We start from the raw sequence: 21,142 nt of genomic DNA, 5'->3' as shown, positions 1-21,142 counted from the left end.
CAGGTAGTCCGACCGAGAGGAAACGTCATGCAGTTCGAGTCCCTTGACCAGAAGATCCCGTTCGAGGCCCAGCTCCAGGAGAAGACCGGCACCGTCGTCCTGGTGAACACCGTCATCGTGCCCGACGGCCTGATGGACGAGGTGCTGGAGAGCTGGGCGGTGGACGCGGCCTTCATGAAGGCCGCGCCGGGCTGCATCTCCACCCAGCTGCACCGCGGCACCGCGGGCAGCGACATCCTGATCAACGTCGCCGTCTGGGAGTCCACCGAGACGCTGTTCAAGGCGTTCAGCGACCCGGAGTTCCAGGCCAAGGCGGCCGGCTACCCCGAGGGCGTCATCGTCCGCCCGTACCTGTGCGAGAAGGTCGCCGTCGAGGGCATCTGCGTCGCCTGACCGCTCACCGGACCCCGCCATCGTGCCTCAGCGAGGAGCAGTCGGATGAGATTGGTGAGTACGGCCGGCGAGACCGTCGACCCGCTTCCCCAGCACACGTTGCTGGTGTTCCTGCTCCAGATCAGCGCCCTGCTCGTGCTGGCGCTCGTCCTGGGCCGGCTGGCCCAGCGGTGCGGTATGCCAACCGTCGTGGGGGAGCTGGCCTCGGGGGTGCTGCTCGGGCCGTCGCTGCTGCTGCACGCGGCCCCCGGCCTGTCCGGCTGGCTCTTCCCGCAGGACGCCACCCAGATGCACCTGCTCGACGCCGTCGGGCAGTTGGGCGTCCTGCTGCTCGTCGGGTTCACCGGCATGCACCTGGACCTCGGCGTGGTCCGCAGACAAGGTGGCAGGGCGGCGGCGGTCAGCGCCGCCGACCTGCTGCCCACCATGGCGCTCGGCCTCTGGCTGGGCTACGCGCTGCCCGCCGGCCTGCGGCCGGCGAACGCCGATCCGACGGTGTTCGCCTGGTTCGTCGGGGTGGCCATGTGCGTCAGCTCGATCCCGGTGATCGGCCGGGTACTGGTGGACATGAAGCTGATCCACCGCAACGTCGGCCAGCTGATCCTGGTCGTCGGCACCATCGACGACGCCGTCGGCTGGCTGCTGGTCTCGGTGGTGACGGCCATGGCCGTCACCGGGGTCGGCGCGCACGAGATCGCCACCCCGCTGTGGCACATCGTGGTGGTCATCGTCGTCCTGCTGACCGTCGGCCGCTGGCTGGTGCGCCGGGTGATGGCGGCGGCCAGCCGCTCCGACTCGCGCGGCACCACCATCGGCGCCACCGTCATCCTGATCGTGCTGGCCGGCGCCGGCACCCAGGCGCTGGGCTTCGAGGCCGTCTTCGGCGGCTTCCTGTGCGGCATCCTGATCGGCGCCACCGCCCCGGAGAACCAGGCCAGGCGGCTGGAGCCGCTGAACGCGACCGTGATGTCGTTCCTGGCCCCGCTGTTCTTCGCGCTCGCCGGGCTGCGGATCGACCTGACCTCGCTCACCCACCCCAAGATCGCGATGTGGGGCCTGATCGCCCTGCTGGTCGCGGTCGCGGGCAAGTTCTTCGGCGCCTTCGTCGGCGGCCTGTTCGGCCGGCTCAGCCGCTGGGAGATGCTGGCGCTGGGCGCCGGCATCAACGCCCGCGGGGTGATCCAGATCGTCATCGCGGTGGTCGGCGTCAGACTCGGCCTGCTGACCACCGCGATGTACAGCATCATCGTGCTGATCGCCATCCTCACCCCGCTGATGGCGCCGCCGCTGCTGCGGATCGCGATGAAGCGGATCGAGCACACCGTGGAGGAGGAGCTGCGCGAGCAGCGGGTGCTGGCCCTCCAGGGCGTGCCGGAGGCCGCCGCGCACGCGGCCCCCGCGGAGGCGCTCGCCGCGCGGCAGACCCAGCTCCGTCAGGAGAGCCCGTCGGGTCCTGTCAGATAGCGCGGCCTGCGGTTCTGCACCTGCTCGCGGGCCTGGAGCGCCAACTGCCCGACGGCCGACGGGCTGCTGTCCAGGATCTCGGCTATCTCGCCGTGCCCGTAGCCGAAGACCTCGTGCAGCAGGAAGACCGCCCGCTCCAGCGGGGTCAGCGTCTCCAGCACCACCAGCAGCGCCGTCGACACCCCGTCGTCCGGCGGTCGCGCCGGTTCCTCTGACATGGTCGCCCTCCCGTGGCACGCGCACTTCCACCCCTGCGCTCCTGAGATGGCCGGCGCCGGGCGAGTGTGACATCGCACGGGAAACACACGCGATGTGTTCCTGTTCTTTCAGCTGCTTCTCTTTTTCTTTCCTTTCCGGTGACCGTCCATCAAAGAAGGAGCACAGGCATGTCCGTTCGTCGGCGGCTGGCCCGTTTGAACAAGTATTTCGGCAACAGGATCGTCGGCCGGATCATCCCCCTGATGCCCGGTTTCGGCGCGGTCTACCACAAGGGCCGCAAATCCGGCCGCGAATACCGCACACCGGTCAAGGTGTTCCGGAAGAACGGGCACATCGTGCTGTCGCTGCCCTACGGCTCCGACTCCGACTGGGTCAAGAACGTGGTCGCGGCCGGCGGTTGCGAGATCAAGACCCGCGGCCGGCGGATTCCGGTCGTCGCCCCGCAGGTCTACGTGGACGAGAGCCCCGACATCCCGCGGGTGCTGGCCTGGTCGCTGCGCCGGTTCAACGCGGTGGAGTTCCTCTCGCTGAAGATCGTGGACGAGGAGGTCCGTACCGGGCAGCCGGTCTGACCCGTATCCTGAACCCGCCTGCCGCAGGGAAGGTTTGCCATGCCCGTGTCCCGCAGGCCCGCGCCCGACCGTGCTGCGCCGAGCCGGCCCGTCCTCCGCTGGTCGGCCGGCTCGCTGGGGCGGTCCGCCGCCCGCTATCTGTGGCGGCTGCTGATGCGCAGCCTGATCTCGCTCGGCGCGGTGGCCACCGGAGTGGCCATGCCCGGCTGGTGGCGGACCCGCGCCGACAACTGGTGGGAGGGCGTCGGCACCTCGGAGGAGTCCGGGCTCAGGTCGGTGATCAGCGACGGCCGGATCGAACCCGGCGGACTGAAGGACCCCGCGGTGCTGCGCGATCTGCGCGGTCTGCGCGGCAGCCAGGACCTGTCAGGGCTGGAGGGTTCAGGTGGCGGCTCGTTGGCGGACGCGGCCCCGCACTGGCACCCGGAGCGGCGGGCGGACGGCTGACCGTCCGCCTCCCCTCTCCGACGGGCCCCGCACCGGCTGCGGAGCGGGGCTCAGCTCTCGGCCAGGTCGTCGGTCGCGATCCGGCCCGCCCGCGCGGTCCGCAGCAGGAAGTCGGCGATCATCACCAGCTCGGAGTCGTCGTAGTCCGAGCAGATGCCGTCCATCGCGTTGTTCAGCCCGGAGAACAGCCGGGCCACCTCGGTCTCCCGCTCCTTGATCACCTGGACCAGGATCGCCCTGCGGTCGCTCGGGTTGGGTGTGCGCACCACCCAGCCGCCGCGCTCCAGCCGGTCGAGCACCCCGGTCAGCGTGGCCGGGTGCAGCCCGGCGCGCTTGGCCAGCGCCGTCGGGCCCAGCGGCCCGTAGCGGCTGATCAGGTCGAGGCACTCCAGGTCGGCGTCCCGCAGATCCAGATGCGCGCCCACCTGGTGGTTGAGCAGCGCCAGCTGGACGCTCAGGTCTCGCAGAGCGTCCTTGATCCGGTGGTTCAACCGCCGCCGCCGCCGTGCTGCAGACGCGGCCCCGGGCAGGGTGGAATCCATACGTAACGATCCTCGCATCGATAGCACGCGGAGAAGTAAAAGCTACCTCATGGCCCCGAATCGGCTGCCGGGCGGCCTTCGGGTTGCCGGCCGCCGTATCGGCCGCCGGCACTGTTGCGCCAAGTCGACACCTTCTCACAGCCGCAATACCAACTGATACGAGTTCCACAAAACAATCCTGCCCCCGCCCGGTCCTTGGGACAGGCGGGGACAGCGTGATGGCAGCGGCATTCTCAGCCGGCGCACAGTTCCGGCACGGCCGGCTGCCGGCCGCGGACGTCAGCCGCCGGCCGCGGCGCGCCCGCCGCCGCCCGCCCACGGCCGGTTCGCGGGCTCCCGCCCGGTTCTGTCCCACTCGGGACCCGGCTCCTCCGCCCAGGCCAGCTGCTTGAGCTCCATCCGGGCCGCGGGGGCGGTGCCGGGGATCGTCGTCCAGTACGGATGGGCGGTGACCTGGACGGAGAGGCGGACGAGGCGGCGGCGCAGCACGGTGGCCTGGGTACCGCCGCTGCCCGGTGCGGTGCTCGTGCCCGCGAGCTGGCGGTAGGTGGCGTACCAGTCGCGCTGCGCCTGGACGAGGTCGGCGGGGAAGGTGTGGGGCATGCCGATGATTCTGGCACATGTTCGAACGTCTGTGCGATAAGCGAGGCGGGTCGGCGTGTGGCCGGTTCCGGCACCCGAACAACGCGGTCACCTCAGGTCACCAGGGGTGACGGCCGCCCCGTCCGGCACCGCGGGTCACCTCGGATAACGCCCCGACTGCCGCACATCCGGGCCCGATCGGCGGCAGACTGGCCGCATGACGTCTACGCCGCTGAGCAAGGGTGCCAACGTGCCGGTCGCCGTCCCCGCGGTGCGGGCCGTACTGAGCTGGACGGAGTCCGGGGGAGTGGACGCGGACGCCTCCGCGCTGCTGCTGACCGAGGCCGGCCGGGTGCGTGACGACGCCGACTTCGTCTTCTACAACCAGCCCCGGCACACCTCGGGCGCGGTCCGGCACGCCGGCAAGCAGCGCGGCACCCCGGCCGGTGTGACCGACACCATCGAGGTGGACCTCGACCGGGTCGAGCCCGCCGTGGACCGGGTGCTGCTCTGCGCGTCCGCCGACGGCGGCACCTTCGGCAGCATGGCGGGCCTCGGCCTGCGGCTGCTGGACGCGGCGAGCGGCGCCGAGCTGGCGTCCTTCCCCTTCACCGCGGGCAGCGAGACCGCGCTCGTCGGCGGCGAGCTGTACCGGCGCGGCGGCGGCTGGAAGTTCCGCGCGGTCGGCCAGGGATACGCGGCCGGGCTCGCCGGGCTCGCCACCGACTTCGGCATCACCGTGGACGAGGAGCCGCCGAGCGCCGCCGCGGCAGCCGCGCCGCTCCCGTCACCCCCGCCGCCGCCCCCGGCTCCGCCCACCCGGCCCGCGACCTGGCCCGCGCCCGTGGCGGCGCCGCCCCCGCAGGGCCCGGCCGCGCCGCTGCCGCCCCCGCCGGGCGCCGCGGCCCCGCCCCCGTACCCCGCCGCCCCCGCGCAGGCGGCACCGCAGCCCGGCCCGCAGGCCGGTCCGCCGCGGATGGTCAAGGGCGAGGACCAGCTCCCGATCGACATGCGCAAGCGGCTGTCGCTGCGCAAGGAGCAGGTCGCCGTCAGCCTGCGCAAGCACGGCGCCGAGTCCGTGCGGGCCCGGATCGTGCTGGTGCTCGACGCGTCCGGCTCGATGTCGGGCCTGTACTCCAGGGGCGTCGTGGCCGGCGTGGTGGAGCGGATGGCCGCGGTCGCCGCGCAGCTCAACGACGACGGCGTCCTCCAGGCGTGGACCTTCGCCAGCAACCCGGCCCGGCTGCCCGACCTGTCGCTCGGCGACCTGCCCGAGTGGATCCCGCTGCACGTACGGGTCGGAGCCCTCGGCCTGTTCCGCAAGCGCCCGCCGCGCGGCCTCAAGCCCGGCCAGGTGGACATGCGGCAGGTCGGCTTCGGCAACGAGGAGCAGAAGGTCATCGCGCAGGTCCGCGACTACGTCCGCGCCAACCCGGTGCCCGAGCCGACGTTCGTGCTGTTCTTCTCCGACGGCGGGGTCTACCGCAACGACGAGATCGAGAGCCAGCTGCGCGGGGCCGTCGAGGAGCCGCTGTTCTGGCAGTTCGTCGGCATGGGCCACTCCAACTACGGCGTGCTCGAACGCTTCGACACGATGGCCGGCCGCCGGGTGGACAACGTCGGCTTCTTCGCCGTGGACGACATCGCCACGCTGTCCGACGCGGAGCTGTACGACCGGCTGCTGACCGAGTTCCCGTCCTGGCTGAAGGCCGCCCGGGCGGCCGGCATCCTGCGCTGAACCGGTCGGGCCCGGTCGGGCCCGGGGGCCTCCCGGGTCAGGCCGGCTCGGCGGCGAGCGCCTCCTCGACGCTGCCGTACAGGTCGAGCACCAGATCCGCGCCGACCACCGAGAACAGCCGCAGCAGCGTCTGCCCGGCGCCCGCCACCCGCAGCGCGGTGAGCTGCCGCACGGCCAGCAGCACCCCGAGGAACGTCGAGTCGCCGAAGGTCACCGCGCCGACGTCCAGGACCACCACCGGGTGCGCCGCCGCGGCCGCATCGAGCGCCGCCCGCAGCGGCGGCAGGCTCTCCAGATCCAGGTCCCCCCGAGCGGTGATCACCCACGCCCCGCCGGCCCGGTACTGCCCCGCGACGACCTGCCCCGGCACGGGGGGATCCGACTCGCAGTCTTCGCCGCTGATCGACATGACCAGCATTATGGGCCGCGGGGCCGCGCCGTAGATCCCCAATCCCCGAACGCGTGTACAACTGTCGCCTGACCGCGATGTCCGGGGCCTTTTTCGGGGGTGCGCACCGCCCGCCGGCGTGCGCCGACCCCGCGCCGACCCGGCTCCGGCCCCGTTCTGACCCGGCTCCGGCCTGCGGCGGTGAGCCGTTAGGGTGAGTTGATGGCCGCCGACTTCACCCCGCCAGGACCAGCCGACATCCGTGGCCCGGTCCGGTTCCTGTGGTGGCTGGTGGTCAGCCAGCGGCGCCGGATCTCGGCCGGGGCGACGCTGGGTATCACCTGGATGGTGGGGCTCGCGGTGCCGCCGTACCTGCTGTCGCACGCGATCGACGACGGCCTGCGCACCGGAGACGGCGGCGCACTGGCCGGCTGGACGGCGCTGCTGTGCGGCGTCGGCGTGCTGAACGCGCTGATCGGCATCACCAGGCACCGCACCATGACCCGGATCAGGATGGACGCCGCGTTCAGGACCGCGCGGGCCACCGTCCGGCACTCCACCGTGCTCGGCGCGAGCCTCCAGCGGCAGGTCAGCACCGGTGAGGTGGTCTCGATCGGGATGAGCGACGTGCTCACCGTCGCCGAGACGCTGACCATCACCGGTCCCGGGATCGGCGGCGCCGTCGCCTACGTCGTGGTCGCCGTACTGCTGCTGACCATCTCCCCGCTGCTGGCCGTCGTGGTGCTGGCCGGCGTGCCGCTGCTCGCCGTCACCGTCGGACCGCTGCTGAACCGGTTGCAGCAGGTCGGCGCGGGCTACCGGGAGCAGCAGGGCGCGCTGACCGCCCGGCTGGTCGACCTGGTCACCGGGCTGCACATCCTCAACGGCCTCGGCGGCAAGCAGTCCTACGCCGCCCGCTACCACCGCGACTCGGCGGCGCTGCGCGACAGCGGGTACCGGGTCGGCGCCATCAACAGCTGGGTGGGCGCGCTCGCCACCGGGCTGCCGGCGCTCTTCCTGGCCGCGGTGACCTGGCTCGCCGCCCGGACCGCCGCCGAGGGCTCGATCAGCATCGGCCAGCTCGTCGCGGTGTACGGCTACGTGGCCGTCCTCGTCGTCCCGGTGGAGGCCATGATCGAGGGCGGCGCCCAGTTCGCGGCCGGCAAGGTCGCCGCCGCCCGGGCGATCCGCTTCCTGTCCCTCACCCCCGACCTGCCCGCCGGCCCGGCGGAGCAGCCGGACGGCCCGCTGCCGTCGGGCGTGCTGTCCGACCCCCGGTCCGGCGTCGAGGTGCCGCCAGGGCTGCTGACCGTGCTGGCGGCCGCCCGCCCCGCCGACGGCGCCGCCGTCATCGAACGGCTCGGCCGCTACACCGACTCCGACGCGCACTGGGGCGGCATCCGGCTGGACTCCGTCGCGCTCGGCCGGCTCCGCGACCGGGTGCTGGTCGCCGACCCCGACGCGTACCTCTTCGCCGGCACGGTCAGGGACAGCGTGGCCGGCCGCCGCCAGCAGCCGGATGACGAGGCGGTGCGGGCCGCGATCGAGGCGGCCGTCGCGGCCGACGTCGTGGACGCGCTGCCCGGCGGCCTCGACGCCCCGCTCACCACCCAGGGCCGCACGCTCTCCGGCGGCCAGCGGCAGCGGCTGCGGCTGGCCCGCGCCCTGCACGCCGACCCCGACGTGCTGCTCGCCGCCGAGCCGACCTCCGCCGTGGACGCGCACACCGAGGCCGCGATGGCCGCCGGGCTGCGGACCGCCCGCGGCGGTCGCACCACGGTCGTCACCAGCACCTCGCCGCTGGTGCTCGAACAGGCCGACCTGGTGATCCACCTGGTCGGCGGCCGGGCCGCGGCCACCGGCACCCACCACGACCTGCTCGCCGCGGATCCCGGCTACCGCGCGCTGGTCTCCCGCGACGAGGACGACCAGGGGGACGGCGCGGGGGACGACTCGCGGGAGGACATGCGGGACGAATTGCCGGACGGCCTGTGTGATGACGACTCGCCGGACGACGATCCGCGGGACGCCGACCTGGAGCCGTCCCGATGAGCCAGTCGCTGCCGGTCGCCGACGCCGGCCGGGTCCGCCGCGCCCTCGGCGGCGAGATCCGCGTCGACCGGCGGGCGTTCGCCCTGATCCTGCTGCTCAACGCGTGCGCGGCGGCGGCCGGCCTGGTCGGCCCGCGGCTGCTCGGCGACATCGTGAACACCGTCAAGAAGTCGCCGGGACCGTCCGCGGTGCACACCGTGGACCGCTACGCGCTGCTCATCGTCGTCTTCACCGTCCTGCAGTTCGTGCTGGCCCGCTACGCGCTCTACGCCGGCTACCGCTTCGGCGAGCGCACCGCCGCCCGGGTGCGCGAGCGCTTCATGGACCGCACGCTGGCGATGCCCGCCGCGGTGGCGGAACGGGTGCCCACCGGCGACCTGGTCGCCCGCGGCACCACGGACGTCAACAACGTCGCCGTGACGCTGCGCAACATCGTCCCCGAGGTGTTCATCGCCCTCGTGCAGTCGCTGTTCATCATCGGCGCGGTGCTGCTGATCGATCCGCTGCTCGGCCTGTTCAGCCTCGCCTCGCTGGCCGCCGTCACGGTCGTGGTGCGCTGGTACCTGCGCCGGGCCCGTACCGCCTATCTGGCCGAGGGCGCCGCGAACTCCGTCCTGACCGACGTGCTCACCGCGACGGCGAGCGGCGCGCGGACGGTGGAGGCGCTGGGGCTGCGGCAGCGCAGGATCGACGTGGCGGAGGCCGCGATCGGCCAGGCCCGCGCGACCCGGCTGCGGACCCTGGCGCTGCGTACGGTGCTCTTCCCGACGGTGGGAGTGTCCTACGAACTGCCGCTGGTCGGCGTGCTGCTGGTGGGCGGCGCGCTCTACGACCACGGAGTCGTCTCGCTCGGCGCGGTGGTCGCCTGCGCGCTGTACCTGCGGCAGTTGAACGGCCCGCTGGACGTCGTCCTGATGTGGGTCGAGCAGTTGCAGAGCAGCGGCGCCTCCTACGCCCGGGTGGAGGGCCTGGCCGTCACCCCGAAGGCGGCGGCGCCGACCGACGCGGAGCCGGCCGGCGACCGGATCGAGGTGGCCGCGGCCCGGTACGCGTACGGCGACGGGCAGGGCCCGGGCCGCGAGGTGCTGCACGGCGTGGACCTGGACGTGCGGCCGGGCGAGCGGCTGGCGATCGTCGGGCGGTCCGGCGCGGGCAAGTCCACCCTGGGCAGGCTGCTGGCCGGCCTGGACCGGCCGAGCGGCGGCGCGGTCACGGTCGGCGGGGTGCCGGTCGCGGACCTGCCGCAGGACCGGCTGCGCCGGCAGGTGATGCTGGTCGTCCAGGAGCAGCACGTCTTCCGCGACACGCTGCGGGACAACCTGCTGATCGCCCGCCCCGACGCCGCCGACGCGGAGCTGACGGCCGCCCTGGCCGCCGTGCACGCCGACTGGGCCGCGGATCTGCCGGCCGGCCTCGACACCGAACTGGGCGACGACGGGCACCGGTTGGACGGCGCGCAGGCCCAACAGGTGGCGCTGGCCCGGGTGGTGCTCGCCGACCCGCACACCCTGATCCTCGACGAGGCGACCGCCCTGCTCGACCCGGCGACCGCCCGCAGCACCGAACGCGCGCTGGCGGCCGTGCTCAAGGGCCGTACGGTGATCGCCATCGCGCACCGCCTCCAGACGGCCCATGACGCCGACCGGGTCGCCGTGATGGCGGACGGCCTGGTCACCGAGCTCGGCACGCACGACGAGCTGGTGGCGGCGGACGGCACATACGCGTCCCTGTGGCGCTCCTGGCACGGCGACTGAGCCTCCCGCTCGCGCCGGCGGACTCCGCGCAAGGCATTGACCGGCGGCACGGCGGTCAATAGTCTCTGCGACGGTACTGTTGCTTGAAACGATTCAAGCAATGCTCGCACAGCCGCCACCACAGCCGGGATCGCTCTCCCCCCACGGAGTCAGCCATGATCACTGAACCACGGGTCGGCGGCCGTCGCCGCGCCGTCGCGGCCCTGAGCTGCGTGTTCGCCCTCCTGCTCTGGGCGCCCGCCCAACTGGCCGCCGCGGCACCGGAGTCCGGCCACTCCGAGGCGAAAGCCGCGGCCGCTTCCAGCACGCCGTGGCCCGCCGACCCCGACTGGTCCGGCTACGTCCAGACGCCGGCGGGCAGCACCGTCTGCCCGACCGCGGTGGCGAGCACCTCGGGCAGCGTCACCGGGGCGCAGAACCTGGTCTGCGGGGGAGCGGGCGGCGCCACGCTGACGCTCGCCGCGGGCGGCGCCACCCCGACCGTCGTCCTCGACTACGGCAGGAACACCGGCGGCGTGCCGTACTTCGACGTCCAGGCCGCGTCCGGCTCGCCCACCCTCCAGGCCGGCTACAGCGAGGCCCAGAAGTACCTGACCGCCAACGGCGACGGCGCCGTCCCCTGGGCCGAGGGCGACCCGGCCCGGCACGACTCGTACACCGTCACCGCGCCCGGCACCCTCACCAACCGCTACGTGCAGGGCGGCGAGCGCTACGAGGAGATCACCCTCACCTCGCCCGGCACCGTCACCCTCGGCGCCGTCGGCCTGCACTACATCGCCGACCGCACCGGCGCCGACGGCTACCAGGGCTACTTCGTCTCCAGCTCCGACCAGTTGAACAAGATCTGGTACGGCGGCGCCTACACCGGGCAGCTCGACTCCGCCCCGACCGGCTCGCTGCCCGGCTCCTGGCGGATCAGCGGCGGCGTGCTCAACGACTTCGGCGGCAACGCCGGGCTGCTCAGACAGGGCGCGTCCTGGGGCGACTACTCCACCACGTTCGACACCAGGATCGTGACGAACCAGGCCGGCTGGATGGTCCGCGGCCAGAACGCCGACAACGGCTACGTGTTCATCCTCGACGCCGACAACGACACGGCGGGCACGCCGAACTCGCTCCAGGAACTCGTCGAGCAGAACGGGACCTACACCCCGGTCGGCACGGTGGCGCTGCCCTTCGACCTGAAGCCCGGCAGCTGGCACACCGTCACCACGACGGCGGCCGGGAACACGATGACGGTCGCCGTCGACCACCAGGCGGTCGCCACCGTCAGCTCCACGGCCTACCCGACCGGCACGGTGGGCCTGCGCGAGTTCAACGGCGAGGAGGCCGACTTCCGCAACCTGAGCGTGGTGGCGTCCTCCGGCGGCACCCTCTACAGCAACCCGCTCAGCAGCACCTCGGCGCTCGCGGACTTCACCGTCCCCGGCACCAACGCGCTGCCGTCCATCCTCGACGGCGCCACCCGCGACCGGGCCATCTGGAGCGGGGACATGAACATCGAGGGCCCCACCACCTACTACTCCACCGGCGACTCGGCCTACCTCAAGGGCGCACTGCAGATCCTGGGCAGCTACCAGCTCTCCAGCGGGTTCGTGGCCGGTGACGAGCCGCCGCAGGTCCCGCTGCACACCGGCCCGCCGATCCCCGGCACGACCGGCAGCTACTCCGCCTCGTACTCGATCTACTGGCTGCTGGGCCTGGCCTCGTACTACCTCTACACCGGCGACACCGCGTTCATGCAGCAGGAGTGGCCGATCGTGAAGGCCGAACTCGCCTGGAACGCCACCCAGTTGGACGGCAACGGACTGCTCGCGGTGACCAGCGGCGACGGCGCCGACTGGGACTTCTACGATGCCGACAAGACCGGCGAGGTCACCGAGTACAACGTCCTGTACTACCAGGGGCTGCTGGACGGCGCGCAGATCGCCGCCGCCGCGGGGCAGAGCGCGCAGGCCGCCGCGTACACCCAGCAGGCCGCCGCGCTGAAGTCGGCGATCAACGCGCACCTCTTCGACAACGCGACCGGGCTGTACCACACCAGCAACACCCAGACCACCGGCGTCGCCCAGGACGCCAACGCGCTCGCCGTGCTCTACGGGGTGGCGCCCGCGGGCAGGAACGCCTCGATCCTGGCGGCGCTGAAGTCCAAGCTGTGGACCAGCCCTTACGGCCCCGTGCCGTTCACCGCCGACACCGGCAACAGGGCGGTCATCAGCCCGTTCATCAGCGGCTACGAGCTGGAGGCCCGGCTCGCCAACGACGACACCGCGAACGCCGAGCAACTGCTGAACACCGTCTGGGGCCACATACTGAGCGCCCCCGGCTACGCCACCGGCACCATGTGGGAGAACGTCTCCGCCGCCGACGGCAGCCCCGGCCTCGGTACCGGCACCAGCCTGGCGCACGGCTGGTCCACCGCCCCCACCGGCACGCTGTCCGGCTACGTGCTGGGCATCCGGCCGGCCTCCCCCGGCTACGCGACCTGGTCGGTGCAGCCGCACCCCGGCGATCTGGCCTGGGCCGAGGGGCAGGCGCCGACTCCGCACGGCCCGGTGCAGGTGAAGTGGGCGAGCGAGGGCGGCGCGGGCCAGCTCTCGATGCAGGTGACCGCGCCCGGCGGCACCAGCGGCACGATCGCGGTGCCCACCTACGGCGCCGCGCACCCGGTGGTCGCCGTCAACGGCCAAGTGGTCTGGAACAACGGCACGTTCACCGCGACCGCCGGCATCGGCGGCGCCCACCAGGACGCCGGTTACGTCTACCTCACCGGGGTCCAGCCCGGCACCTTCACCGTCGCCGCGAACCCGGGCGGCACCGCGCCGGCCGGCTACACCTCCTGCGCCCAGCAGAACGCCGACTGCGCCTTCACCGGAACCCGGTCGGTGGCGTACGGCGCCGACGGCATCTACACCTACCGCACGGTGACCGGCGGCACCGCCTGCGACGACGCCACGCTCGGCGACCCCGACTACGGCTTCGTCAAGTCCTGCTTCACCGGCCCGGTCGGCACGGGACCGGCCGGATCGGCCTACTGCGGCCCGGAGAACGGCCTGTGCGCGTTCAGCGGCATCCGCACGGTCGCGTACGGCGCCGGCTCCTCGTTCACCACCAAGTCCCTCACCGGCGGGACCGCCTGCACCAACGCGGTGTTCGGCGATCCCGCCCAGAACGTGGTGAAGTCCTGCTACCTCATGCCTGGTTGAGCCCGCTGCCGCCGTGGGCCCGGTCGTCCGTGGGCTCGTCCTCTGCGGGCCGGCCGGGCCGTCGGGGCTGCGGCGGGTAGACCTCGATCTCGTTGACCCGGGCGAACCCCGGCTGCCGGTTAGGACCGCGCTCGCACAGCACCCGCAGCCGCTCGCAGCGGACCGGCTCGACGGTGTGGACGCGGTAGGCGGCGGTGTTGCCGGTGACGGCGGCGAGGTCGGACCAGCCGCCGTCACCGTCCCAGCGCTGGATCCGGTAGTCGCCCAACTCGTAGCCGCTGGTGGTGTAGAGATCGATCCGGCCGACCAACCGGGGTGCCCGCAGATCCAGTTCCAGCCACTGCGGCAGTGCCCCGGCCGTGTCGTTGCTCCAGCCGAAGTCCCCGCCCAGCTCCGTCGATCGGCGTCCGTCGGCGGCCCGCTCCGGCGCGTAGCCGGGGTAGGTCGAGGAGGCCGTCACCCGGGCGGACCTGGCGGCGTTCCGGCCGACGGGCCCCTGCGGCGGGCACAGCGGCAGGTCGAGCCAGGCGAGCCCGACGTCACGGCCCATGTGCGAGACGTCGGCGGCGGCCCGCCCGTCGTAGTACACCGCGAGCCGGTCGCCGACCGGGACGACCGACGGCAGCCCCATCACATAGGGCGACCAGGCGCAGTTGGAGCGGTCGAGCACGACGGCCTTGTCCTGCGCGTCCCAGCGGTCGAGGTCGCGGGTCCAGTAGACCCAGACCGCGTCGGTGTACTCGCCGAAGGAGTCGAGCGCGATGTGGTCGGTGAACAGGAACCAGGTGTCGTTGTGCGGCTCGTAGTAGAGCGAGGTGTTCTCGATCTGCTCGTCGAGCGGCACGATCGGCTCCGGGTCGATCTGCCAGGGCCCGTTCAGGTCGCGGGTGCGGGCGATGCCGATCGTGCGCCGCGTCCCGTGCTCGTCGTCCTGCGTCGAGGCGCTGAAGAACTGCAGGAACTCGCCCCCGTGCCGCACCACTTGGCCCGGGCTCGCCGTCGTGGAGTAGTACGTGCCGGGCTGCGGGCTGAACGGCACGACGTCCGGCTGCTTGGTCCACGGCCCGGCCGGCCCGTTGCCGTGCGCCTTGAGGGTGAGGTACGGGAAGGCCGGGATCCGGTCGGGCGGGGGAGTGGTGTTCGGCGTGCCCAGGTAGAACATGTGCCAGTCGCCGGGCGCTGCCTCGTAGGTGACGCCGTAGCTCGCCGAGCCGGAGTCCCCGGCGCCGGGCGCGCCGAGCTGGAGCACGGGGCCGTGCTTCGTCCAGCGCGCGCCGTCGGTGCTCGTCGCGAGGCAGGCCAGCCAGCCGTCGTCGCCGGCGCCGTCGTAGTTCATGTAGAACATCCCGCCGTGCCGGTACGCCCAGATGTCCCGGGCGCCGTAGAAGTCGCAGCGGTCCGGGCCGTCGCCGTGCAGCAGCACGGGCCCGGTGTCGCGGGCGTCGAGCCGCTGCGTCGCGATCGGCCGGCCGTCGAGATAGGACGGGATGTAGGGGGGATCGGCCGTACCGACGGGGGCGGGGGCGGGGGTTTGGGGGCCGGGGGAGCGGCTCGGCGTGGGCGCTGCCGACGCCGGCTGGGCGGTGCCGAGGGTGAGCCCGGTGGCGGTGAGGGCGGCGGCCCCGGCCCCGGCTTTGAGGATGCTGCGGCGCGGGGCGCCGGGGGTGCGGGGTCCTTCTCCGGTGGGGGTGTTCGGCATGTGCGGCTCCCGGGGGTGAGGGGGTGGTGGGGGGTCTGGAACGATTCAATAGGTCGCTGTAATCTGCGCGTGGCGGGTTCTTTTTGCTGGAATCGATGCCAGCGTGGCATGGGGGTGCGAGCAGGGTCAACCCGTTGGCGGGGTCTGGATGGATCGCCAAGTTGGTTATGGTTTGCGCGGTTTGGGCCGCGGGGGTGGTTGGCCGGGGGCTTGGGGGTTGGCTTGGTTGGGGCTTGGCTGATCTGGAATCGATTCCCAGTGGGGGTGGGCGGTTCGGGGGGTCAGGCCGGTGTCGGTCGGGCGTGGTGGCGGGGGCCGGTGGGCGGCCAGGTTTGCGGCGGTCGGCGGTGGGCGGCCGGGAGCCTGCCTTGGCCGGGTCGGTCGGGCGGGAGCGGTCAGCCTTGGGGCGGGCGGGAGTCGGTCAGCGGGCCCCCGTGCCGCCCACGAAGTGCACGGTGGGGTGCGGGTGCATCAGGAAATCGTGGTGGGAGATGTTCCACGCGTAGGCGCCGGCCATAGCGAAGACGACCCGGTCGCCGGCCCGCAGCCCGGCGGCCGGCACCGCGCGGGCGAGCACGTCCTTGGGCGTGCAGAGCTGCCCGGTCAGGGTCACCGGCCCGGGGCCGCCCGCCGGGCGCGGCCAGGGGTGCGGCCAGTCGGCCACCGGGAGTACGGCGCAGGGCTGATCGTGGCCCTTGGCCGCGGGCGTCCGCAGATGGTGGGTGCCGCCGCGGACGACGGCGAACTCCTCACCGTGGCTGCGCTTCACGTCCAGCACCTCGGTGGCGTACCAGCCGCAGTAGGCGGTCAGCGCCCGTCCCGGTTCGATCCGCAGCCGCAACCTCGGACGGTCGCGCGCGATGCGGCCGAGGGCGGCCCCGTATCCGGCCCAGTCGAAGTGGGCGCCGGGGTCGGCGTAGTCGACCGCCATGCCGCCGCCGACGTTGAGTTCGCCCAAGGCGACGCCGTGCCGCCGCGCGAGAGCGGTCGCCCAGTCGGCCACCGCCTCGGCGACGGCGGCGAGTTCGGCAGCGTCCAGCCCGCTGGCGAGATGGGCGTGCACGCCGACGAGCTCCAACTCCGGGTACGAGCCGTCGGTGAGCATCCGCACGGCGGCATCGGCCTCGCCCGGGTCGAGCCCGAAGGGCGACGGCCGGCCGCCCATGGCCAGCGCTCCGGCCGCCAGCAGCCGGGCGGGCACCGCGAGGTTGAAGCGCAGCAGGACTCCGACAGGGGTGCCCGCGTTGCCGGCCGCGAGGTGGCCGAGGGTGCGCAGCTCGTGCAGGCTCTCGACGTGGAAGCGGTGCACTCCGAGGGCGAGGGCGCTCGCGATCTCGGCGGGGGTCTTGCCCGGCCCGCCGAACGCCATCGCTGACGTGGGCACCGCCTCGGCCACATGGGCGAGTTCGCCGCCCGAGGAGACCTCGAAGCCGTCGACGTGCGGCGCGAGCGCGGCAAGGATGCGCGACTCCGGGTTGGCCTTGGCGGCGTAGTACAGCTCCACCTGCGGCGGCAGCGCGGCCCGGACGGCGCCGGCGTGCGCGTCGAGCGCGGCCAAGTCATAGACGTAGGCGGGCAGTTCGCCGTCCGCCAGGTCCAGGACGAGATCCCGGACGGCCGGGTTCGGATAGGCCGGGGGCGGGCTCGCTCCGGGCGCGCTCGGCCCGGACGGTGCACGGTCTCGTGCGGACTTTTCCGGTGCGGACGGGAGATGGTCCCGCCCCTGCTCGTCCGCGTCGGCCGGGAGGCGGTTCAACTGGGCCGGGTCAGGGTGCGGTTCGTGCTTGTTCGCGTCGGCCGGGGGACGGTTCTGCTCGGCCGGGTCCTGGCCGGCCGGGACGGGATCCGGTACGGGGTTGACCGCGTCCCGGGCGGCCGGAACGGGGTCCGGTCCGAGCCCGTTCGGGCCGTGGAGGCGACCGGCCTGTCCGGGCGGGTTCGCGTCGGCCGGGAGGCGTTGTAGTGCGGCCGCGTCTGGGTCGGGCGGGCGACCGGTCTGTTCGGACGGTTCCTGGGTGGTCATCGGGTGGCACCGCCCGTCCTGTACTGGCCGCCTGGGCGGATGGTCGACGGCAGCGGCTCGGGTGGCGCTTCGTTGCGCGGCGTCGTCGTGGGCCCGGCCGGCTGCCGGGGGATGAGCGGGGACGGCAGGCGTACGTAGGACGCCTCGCGGTCGGCCGTGCGGCCCCAGCGGGTGAGGAGGTTGGCCTTGGCGGGCAGCGGTTCGCCCGCGAGCAGGGCGTCCAGCCGGGGGTGGCGGCCGTGCCGGGCGGCGTGGTCGGTGAGGACGCGGCGCACGGCGAGCCAGAGCGCGGGCTCGGTGCCGGGGGAGAGGTCGGCGAGCGCGGCCAGCATGTCGCCGATGTTGTTGACGAGCAGGCAGTAGACGAGCCGGTTCCAGCCCTGGTCGCCGTCGTAGGTGAGCGGCCCCGCGATGTGCTCGGGCAGCGCGGCCACGGTCGCCGCGTGCTGCTCGGCGACCAGCTTGGTGCCCTCCAGGTCGCGGAAGAGCATCTGCACCGGCAGCCCGTTGTCGCCGACGCAGACCAGCACGTTCTGCAAGTGCGGTTCGAGCACCACCCCGTGGTCGCTGTACGCGGCGAGCACCGGCGGCACCAGCAGCCCGAGGTAGGCATCCCACCAGCGCAGCACCGCCGCCGGCCCGGCGCCGGGCGGCAGCAGCCGGCTGATGTGTGCGGGCCCGGTCGGGTACTCGTCGGCGACGGCGGCGGCCAGCAGCGCGGTCGCCCCCGGCCGCAGCACCCCGGCCAGCCCCTCCCTGACGATCACCCCGAAGCCCTCGAGCAGCTCCAGATCCTCCGCGCCGTCTCCTCCGGGGAGCGTCAGGCTGCGGAAGGCCGGCTCGCGCAGGAGCGTACTGCCGGGGAACCGTTCGGCCAGGTCGGCGGTGACCGGCCCGAGCAGCCGGGTCAGCGCCACCGCGCCGGAGAGTTCGTAACGGGCGTTCTTCCGCAGGCAGTTGGTGATCCGCACGTTCAGGCTGAACTTGAGGAAGGCGTCGCCGTCGTACAGCGTGCGCACCGAGGCGGTGGCCGCGAACCGGGTGCCGCTGCTGCCGAGGTCCCGCACTTCGCCGCGGCGCATGGCCGCGACCAACGCCGGTCGCTCGCGCAGCAGTTCGTACTGCCAGGGGTGCACCGGCAGTACCTTGTACCCGGCGGGTGCGGGCCCGAGACCGTCCAACGGGCCTGCCGCGCCCGGCCCCGCGCACTCCTCGACCACCAACTCGTCCCGTACCGCCAGCAGTCGTACCGGGAAGACGGCGGCGGCCTCGGGCGCGTACCTCCGCCAGTGGCCGGGCTCGGCGTCCCGGGCCTTCGGGGCCGGGTGGAAGCGGTGGCCGAAGACCAGTGACTGCTCGGAGGCCAGATAGCGGCCGTGCGGGTCGTCGCCGGGCCGCGGCCTGGGCAGTCCGAGCGCGGCCGTGACGCCCTGGTGGCTGGCGGCGACCTGGGCGACGAACTCGTCGTTGGCCAGCCCGGTGTGCGCGGCCAGTTCGGCGTGGATGTGCTCGGCGAGCTGCCGCCAGCCGATCGGCGACCACTCTCCTGCCGCGTGCTGCCGGACGGGTCCGGTGAAGCGGTGCGCCCCGAGGAGCGAGGTGCGCCGCAGCGCGACCTGGAGCCGTACGCCGGTGTGCGGGAGCCGCACCGCGAGCGTGCCGCGGTCCGCGACGGCCGTGGCCGCCGTCGCCCTCGGGCCGGTGATCTCGCGCAGCAGGCAGTTGAGGAGGGTGTGGGCGACCGCGTCGTCGGCAGAGGGCAGCTCGGCTCGGGCGGTGCCGGTCTGGTCGGACGGGTCGGGCGGACCGGATGGACCGGGCGGGTTGGACGGGTCGGACGGGTCGGACGGGTCGGACGGACCGGATTGATCGGCGCCGGCGGAGGAGGCGGACGGAACGGTGGACGGAACGTAAGACGAAGTCATCGAGGCTCGCGCAGAAGGTAGTTGGGGCCGGTCGTGTAGTGCTTGTTGATGTCGGCGGCGCCCGAGCGCTGCTTCGTGAGCAGCGTGCCCGCGGTCAGCATCGCCTTGACCGGCAGACGGTCGGACTCCAGTACCGCGGCACGCAGGATCCGCCCGCGGTCGCCGGGCAGGCCGTCGAGCTGTGCGGCCGCCTGGTCGAGGCGGTCACGTATCAGCCCGAGCAGCCGCGGAAGCGGGGCGCGGCCGGGACCCGATAGGGCGAAGGCCAGCGCGCCCGCGCACAGATGGACGGTGATGGTGGTGAACATCGCCAGCAGCGGCCCGTCGTCGTCAACGGTGATCCGCGGATCGTCGAAGTCCGCGGGCGCGGGGGCCTGCGCGGCGGCGAGCCGGTGCCGGTTGACCCGCAGCCCGTCGTCGTCCTTGAACAGCAGTCTGACGCGGGTGGCGCCGGTGTCGTCCTGGTCGAGCAGCAGCGAGATGTTCTGCTGGTGGGACTCCAGCGCGATGCCGTAACCGAACAGCGTGGCCTGCCAGTTGAGCAGCGGAGTCAGGACGGCGTCGAGCAGCGCGACGGGGTCCCCTCCGGCGTGGCGGTCGGCGAGGTGGTCGACGACCAGCCGGCCGTCGGGCGCGGCGGCGGGCAGCGCGGCAAGCGGCAGTACGGTGCAGTCGGCCGGCAGCGTGGGCTGCCGGCGCACCAGGACGGCGAGCAGTTCATGCCCGGCGTGCGCCCAGCGGGTCTCGTCGCAGTGCAGTACGAGCCCCTGGAACCGCGGCTCGCGCGCCGTCACGGCCTCCAGCAGCCGCTGGGCCGCGGCCCCGTCCACGAGGGTGCCGGGCTTGATGGTGCGCCGGTTGAGCCGGCCGAGCGTAGCGGTGGCGAGCGGCAACTTGAGGTGCACGCTGGGGTGTTCGCGCAGCGCAACGGTCCTGGTGGACAGCGTGGGCACCCCCTCCAGAAAGGCCCGGTCCGCGAGAACCGCCCGCTCCGCCAGCCCGGCAGCACGCAACGCCTCACGCAGCGGCTCGCCGACCGTCAACGGGTGCACGGGCAGGGCGACATGCGTACGGTCGAGGCCGCCCAGCCCGAGTTCGCCGGGCGTCGGCCAGAAGCCGGCGAGCGGTTCGCCCGGCCCGGTGCCGCTGACCGTGAGCGCGTCACGGGGCACGGCGAGCCACCGTAAGGCGAACGTGGGCGCGAACTCGGGCGCGTAGCGCAGCAGTTGCCCGGAGCTCACCCCTGGCCGGGCGGCGGAGGTCGGATAGAGCGGATGCCCGAGGCGAGCGGCAAGGGTGTCAAACGCGAGGCTCGCTTCCGCCCCCCGCCAGTCGGCCGGATCGCCCCCGAAGCGCCCGCGCAGCCGCGCCATCGTCTCGTCACGCGTATCGCCCTGAAGCCGCAGCGCAGCAAGCGCGTCCCGATACTCCCCGACGAACGCGTCGAACCCGGCAGCGTCCTCAGCGGCCCCGAACTCACCGATGAGGCGCAGAATCTCCTCCCCCTGACCCACCTCCCGGCCCCGGGAGCCCGGGCGGGCTCGATCCGGGGCGATGGGTTCCGGTCCGCCTGGCTGCGGCTCAGTGAGATCCAGGTTGCCGGGTCCGGTTCCGTTCGGCTGCGGCTGCGGCTGCGGCTGCGGCTCGGCGGGGCCCGGGCGGCCGGGTTTCGGGCCGGCGGGACCCGGGCCGGTGGGCTCTGCGCCGCAGCGGGCGGGTTCTCCTCCGGCGGGTTTCGGGCCGGCCGGCTCGCGTCCGGTGGTCTCTCCGCGGGCGGAGGGCGGAGCCGTCAACCCCGGGGCCGTGGAGTCCCGTTCGGCGGGAGTCGGGAGCCGGGACGCGTCCGTAGCCGGTGGCTCGGCCATCCCGTCGAACTCCCCTACCTCGCGGGGTGGTTCGACGCGGATCACCGGCAGCCGCGCAGCGTATTCGCACTGGAAGCCGTCGCTCTCGACCGGCAGCAGGAGGTCGTCCCGCCCCTGCCCGTTCCCTTTCCCCTGCCCGCCGCTCAGGCGCAACCAGCGGCCGTCGGGCCGGTCCTCGACCCGGGTGCGGGTGCGGAGCCCGCAGACGTCCTCGCGCAGGAACGTGCTCAGCACTCGTAGCAACAAGCCGCGCTCAACCGCGTCAACCGCGTC

Annotated in this window: 15 protein-coding genes and 1 pseudogene; 8 read left to right on the top strand and 8 right to left on the bottom strand. The window is 73.5% G+C overall.

Going from position 1 to position 21,142, the window contains the following annotated elements; translation table 11 throughout:
- Positions 1 to 27: 27 nt before the first annotated feature.
- Both ACQPW6_RS11290 and ACQPW6_RS11285 read left to right on the top strand, forming a co-directional pair.
- Positions 28 to 393: an antibiotic biosynthesis monooxygenase family protein gene (locus tag ACQPW6_RS11290; protein WP_433889440.1), complete on the top strand. Its 366-nt coding sequence runs from the start codon at positions 28 to 30 to the stop codon at positions 391 to 393.
- Positions 394 to 438: 45 nt separating this feature from the next.
- On the top strand, positions 439 to 1,857 hold the full coding sequence (locus ACQPW6_RS11285) for a cation:proton antiporter (protein WP_433889439.1): 1,419 nt from the start codon (positions 439 to 441) through the stop codon (positions 1,855 to 1,857).
- Here the strand turns inward: ACQPW6_RS11285 and ACQPW6_RS11280 are convergent.
- Positions 1,842 to 2,045: pseudogene (locus ACQPW6_RS11280) on the bottom strand (sigma factor-like helix-turn-helix DNA-binding protein); the annotation flags it as partial. The gene ACQPW6_RS11285 and the pseudogene ACQPW6_RS11280 sit on opposite strands and share 16 nt — an antisense overlap.
- Positions 2,046 to 2,243: 198 nt before the next feature.
- On the opposite strand from ACQPW6_RS11280, the gene ACQPW6_RS11275 reads away from it, so the two are divergent.
- On the top strand, positions 2,244 to 2,648 hold the full coding sequence (locus tag ACQPW6_RS11275; RefSeq protein ID WP_433889438.1) for a nitroreductase family deazaflavin-dependent oxidoreductase: 405 nt from the start codon (positions 2,244 to 2,246) through the stop codon (positions 2,646 to 2,648).
- 39 nt (positions 2,649 to 2,687) lie between these two features.
- The gene (locus tag ACQPW6_RS11270) at positions 2,688 to 3,095 is read left to right on the top strand and encodes a hypothetical protein (protein WP_433889437.1); all 408 of its coding nucleotides are present in this window, start codon (positions 2,688 to 2,690) and stop codon (positions 3,093 to 3,095) included.
- A gap of 50 nt (positions 3,096 to 3,145) precedes the next feature.
- Here ACQPW6_RS11270 and ACQPW6_RS11265 read toward each other — a convergent pair whose 3' ends face one another.
- Together ACQPW6_RS11265 and ACQPW6_RS11260 are read right to left on the bottom strand one after the other, a co-directional pair.
- Positions 3,146 to 3,637, bottom strand: a complete 492-nt coding sequence (locus ACQPW6_RS11265) for a MarR family transcriptional regulator (RefSeq protein ID WP_433889436.1) — start codon at positions 3,635 to 3,637, stop codon at positions 3,146 to 3,148.
- A gap of 279 nt (positions 3,638 to 3,916) precedes the next feature.
- Positions 3,917 to 4,240 (bottom strand): hypothetical protein, encoded by a 324-nt coding sequence (locus ACQPW6_RS11260; RefSeq protein ID WP_433889435.1) that lies wholly within the window; start codon positions 4,238 to 4,240, stop codon positions 3,917 to 3,919.
- Positions 4,241 to 4,436: 196 nt separating this feature from the next.
- Here ACQPW6_RS11260 and ACQPW6_RS11255 point away from each other — a divergent pair, with 196 nt between their 5' ends.
- Positions 4,437 to 5,957: a VWA domain-containing protein gene (locus tag ACQPW6_RS11255; RefSeq protein ID WP_433889434.1), complete on the top strand. Its 1,521-nt coding sequence runs from the start codon at positions 4,437 to 4,439 to the stop codon at positions 5,955 to 5,957.
- A 37-nt stretch (positions 5,958 to 5,994) separates the two neighbouring features.
- Here the strand turns inward: ACQPW6_RS11255 and ACQPW6_RS11250 are convergent, their stop codons facing one another.
- Complete coding sequence (locus tag ACQPW6_RS11250; protein ID WP_433889433.1) at positions 5,995 to 6,366, bottom strand: STAS domain-containing protein; 372 nt, start codon at positions 6,364 to 6,366, stop codon at positions 5,995 to 5,997.
- Between the two features lie 201 nt (positions 6,367 to 6,567).
- Between ACQPW6_RS11250 and ACQPW6_RS11245 the strand changes: the two genes are divergently transcribed.
- The 3 genes from ACQPW6_RS11245 (at position 6,568) to ACQPW6_RS11235 (ending at position 13,357) form a co-directional block, all read left to right on the top strand.
- The gene (locus ACQPW6_RS11245; RefSeq protein WP_433889432.1) at positions 6,568 to 8,397 is read left to right on the top strand and encodes an ABC transporter transmembrane domain-containing protein; all 1,830 of its coding nucleotides are present in this window, start codon (positions 6,568 to 6,570) and stop codon (positions 8,395 to 8,397) included.
- On the top strand, positions 8,394 to 10,151 hold the full coding sequence (locus ACQPW6_RS11240) for an ABC transporter ATP-binding protein (RefSeq protein ID WP_433889431.1): 1,758 nt from the start codon (positions 8,394 to 8,396) through the stop codon (positions 10,149 to 10,151). The genes ACQPW6_RS11245 and ACQPW6_RS11240 overlap by 4 nt, the downstream gene beginning before the upstream one ends.
- A 155-nt stretch (positions 10,152 to 10,306) precedes the next feature.
- Positions 10,307 to 13,357 carry an alpha-L-rhamnosidase C-terminal domain-containing protein gene (locus tag ACQPW6_RS11235; protein ID WP_433889430.1) on the top strand — a complete coding sequence of 1,017 codons (3,051 nt, stop codon included), beginning with the start codon at positions 10,307 to 10,309 and terminating at the stop codon, positions 13,355 to 13,357.
- Here the strand turns inward: ACQPW6_RS11235 and ACQPW6_RS11230 are convergent.
- The 4 genes from ACQPW6_RS11230 to ACQPW6_RS11215 all read right to left on the bottom strand — a co-directional run bounded on the left by ACQPW6_RS11230 (position 13,344) and on the right by ACQPW6_RS11215 (position 21,115).
- Positions 13,344 to 15,056 (bottom strand): discoidin domain-containing protein, encoded by a 1,713-nt coding sequence (locus ACQPW6_RS11230; protein WP_433889429.1) that lies wholly within the window; start codon positions 15,054 to 15,056, stop codon positions 13,344 to 13,346. The genes ACQPW6_RS11235 and ACQPW6_RS11230 overlap by 14 nt on opposite strands.
- 421 nt (positions 15,057 to 15,477) lie before the next feature.
- Positions 15,478 to 16,656, bottom strand: a complete 1,179-nt coding sequence (locus tag ACQPW6_RS11225; RefSeq protein WP_433894501.1) for a type III PLP-dependent enzyme — start codon at positions 16,654 to 16,656, stop codon at positions 15,478 to 15,480.
- 419 nt (positions 16,657 to 17,075) lie between these two features.
- A complete protein-coding gene (locus tag ACQPW6_RS11220; RefSeq protein ID WP_433889428.1) occupies positions 17,076 to 19,004 on the bottom strand; it encodes an IucA/IucC family protein in 1,929 nt (642 codons plus the stop codon).
- Positions 19,001 to 21,115 (bottom strand): IucA/IucC family protein, encoded by a 2,115-nt coding sequence (locus tag ACQPW6_RS11215; RefSeq protein ID WP_433894500.1) that lies wholly within the window; start codon positions 21,113 to 21,115, stop codon positions 19,001 to 19,003. Before ACQPW6_RS11215 ends, ACQPW6_RS11220 begins: the two co-directional genes overlap by 4 nt.
- Positions 21,116 to 21,142 lie beyond the last annotated feature (27 nt).

This window comes from Streptomyces sp. CA-111067 (assembly GCF_050956065.1).
GTDB lineage: Bacteria > Actinomycetota > Actinomycetes > Streptomycetales > Streptomycetaceae > Actinacidiphila.
The sequence above is the reverse complement of the archived record's forward strand: the minus strand, read 5'-3'. Positions and strand labels throughout refer to the sequence as shown.

Excerpts from the sequence above, each read along its gene's own strand:
- ACQPW6_RS11290 (WP_433889440.1), top strand. The coding sequence starts at position 28 with ATGCAGTTCGAGTCCCTTGACCAGAAGATCCCGTTCGAGGCCCAGCTC.
- ACQPW6_RS11285 (WP_433889439.1), top strand. The coding sequence starts at position 439 with ATGAGATTGGTGAGTACGGCCGGCGAGACCGTCGACCCGCTTCCCCAG.
- ACQPW6_RS11275 (WP_433889438.1), top strand. The coding sequence starts at position 2,244 with ATGTCCGTTCGTCGGCGGCTGGCCCGTTTGAACAAGTATTTCGGCAAC.
- ACQPW6_RS11270 (WP_433889437.1), top strand. The coding sequence starts at position 2,688 with ATGCCCGTGTCCCGCAGGCCCGCGCCCGACCGTGCTGCGCCGAGCCGG.
- ACQPW6_RS11265 (WP_433889436.1), bottom strand. The coding sequence starts at position 3,637 with ATGGATTCCACCCTGCCCGGGGCCGCGTCTGCAGCACGGCGGCGGCGG.
- ACQPW6_RS11260 (WP_433889435.1), bottom strand. The coding sequence starts at position 4,240 with ATGCCCCACACCTTCCCCGCCGACCTCGTCCAGGCGCAGCGCGACTGG.
- ACQPW6_RS11255 (WP_433889434.1), top strand. The coding sequence starts at position 4,437 with ATGACGTCTACGCCGCTGAGCAAGGGTGCCAACGTGCCGGTCGCCGTC.
- ACQPW6_RS11250 (WP_433889433.1), bottom strand. The coding sequence starts at position 6,366 with ATGTCGATCAGCGGCGAAGACTGCGAGTCGGATCCCCCCGTGCCGGGG.
- ACQPW6_RS11245 (WP_433889432.1), top strand. The coding sequence starts at position 6,568 with ATGGCCGCCGACTTCACCCCGCCAGGACCAGCCGACATCCGTGGCCCG.
- ACQPW6_RS11240 (WP_433889431.1), top strand. The coding sequence starts at position 8,394 with ATGAGCCAGTCGCTGCCGGTCGCCGACGCCGGCCGGGTCCGCCGCGCC.
- ACQPW6_RS11235 (WP_433889430.1), top strand. The coding sequence starts at position 10,307 with ATGATCACTGAACCACGGGTCGGCGGCCGTCGCCGCGCCGTCGCGGCC.
- ACQPW6_RS11230 (WP_433889429.1), bottom strand. The coding sequence starts at position 15,056 with ATGCCGAACACCCCCACCGGAGAAGGACCCCGCACCCCCGGCGCCCCG.
- ACQPW6_RS11220 (WP_433889428.1), bottom strand. The coding sequence starts at position 19,004 with ATGACTTCGTCTTACGTTCCGTCCACCGTTCCGTCCGCCTCCTCCGCC.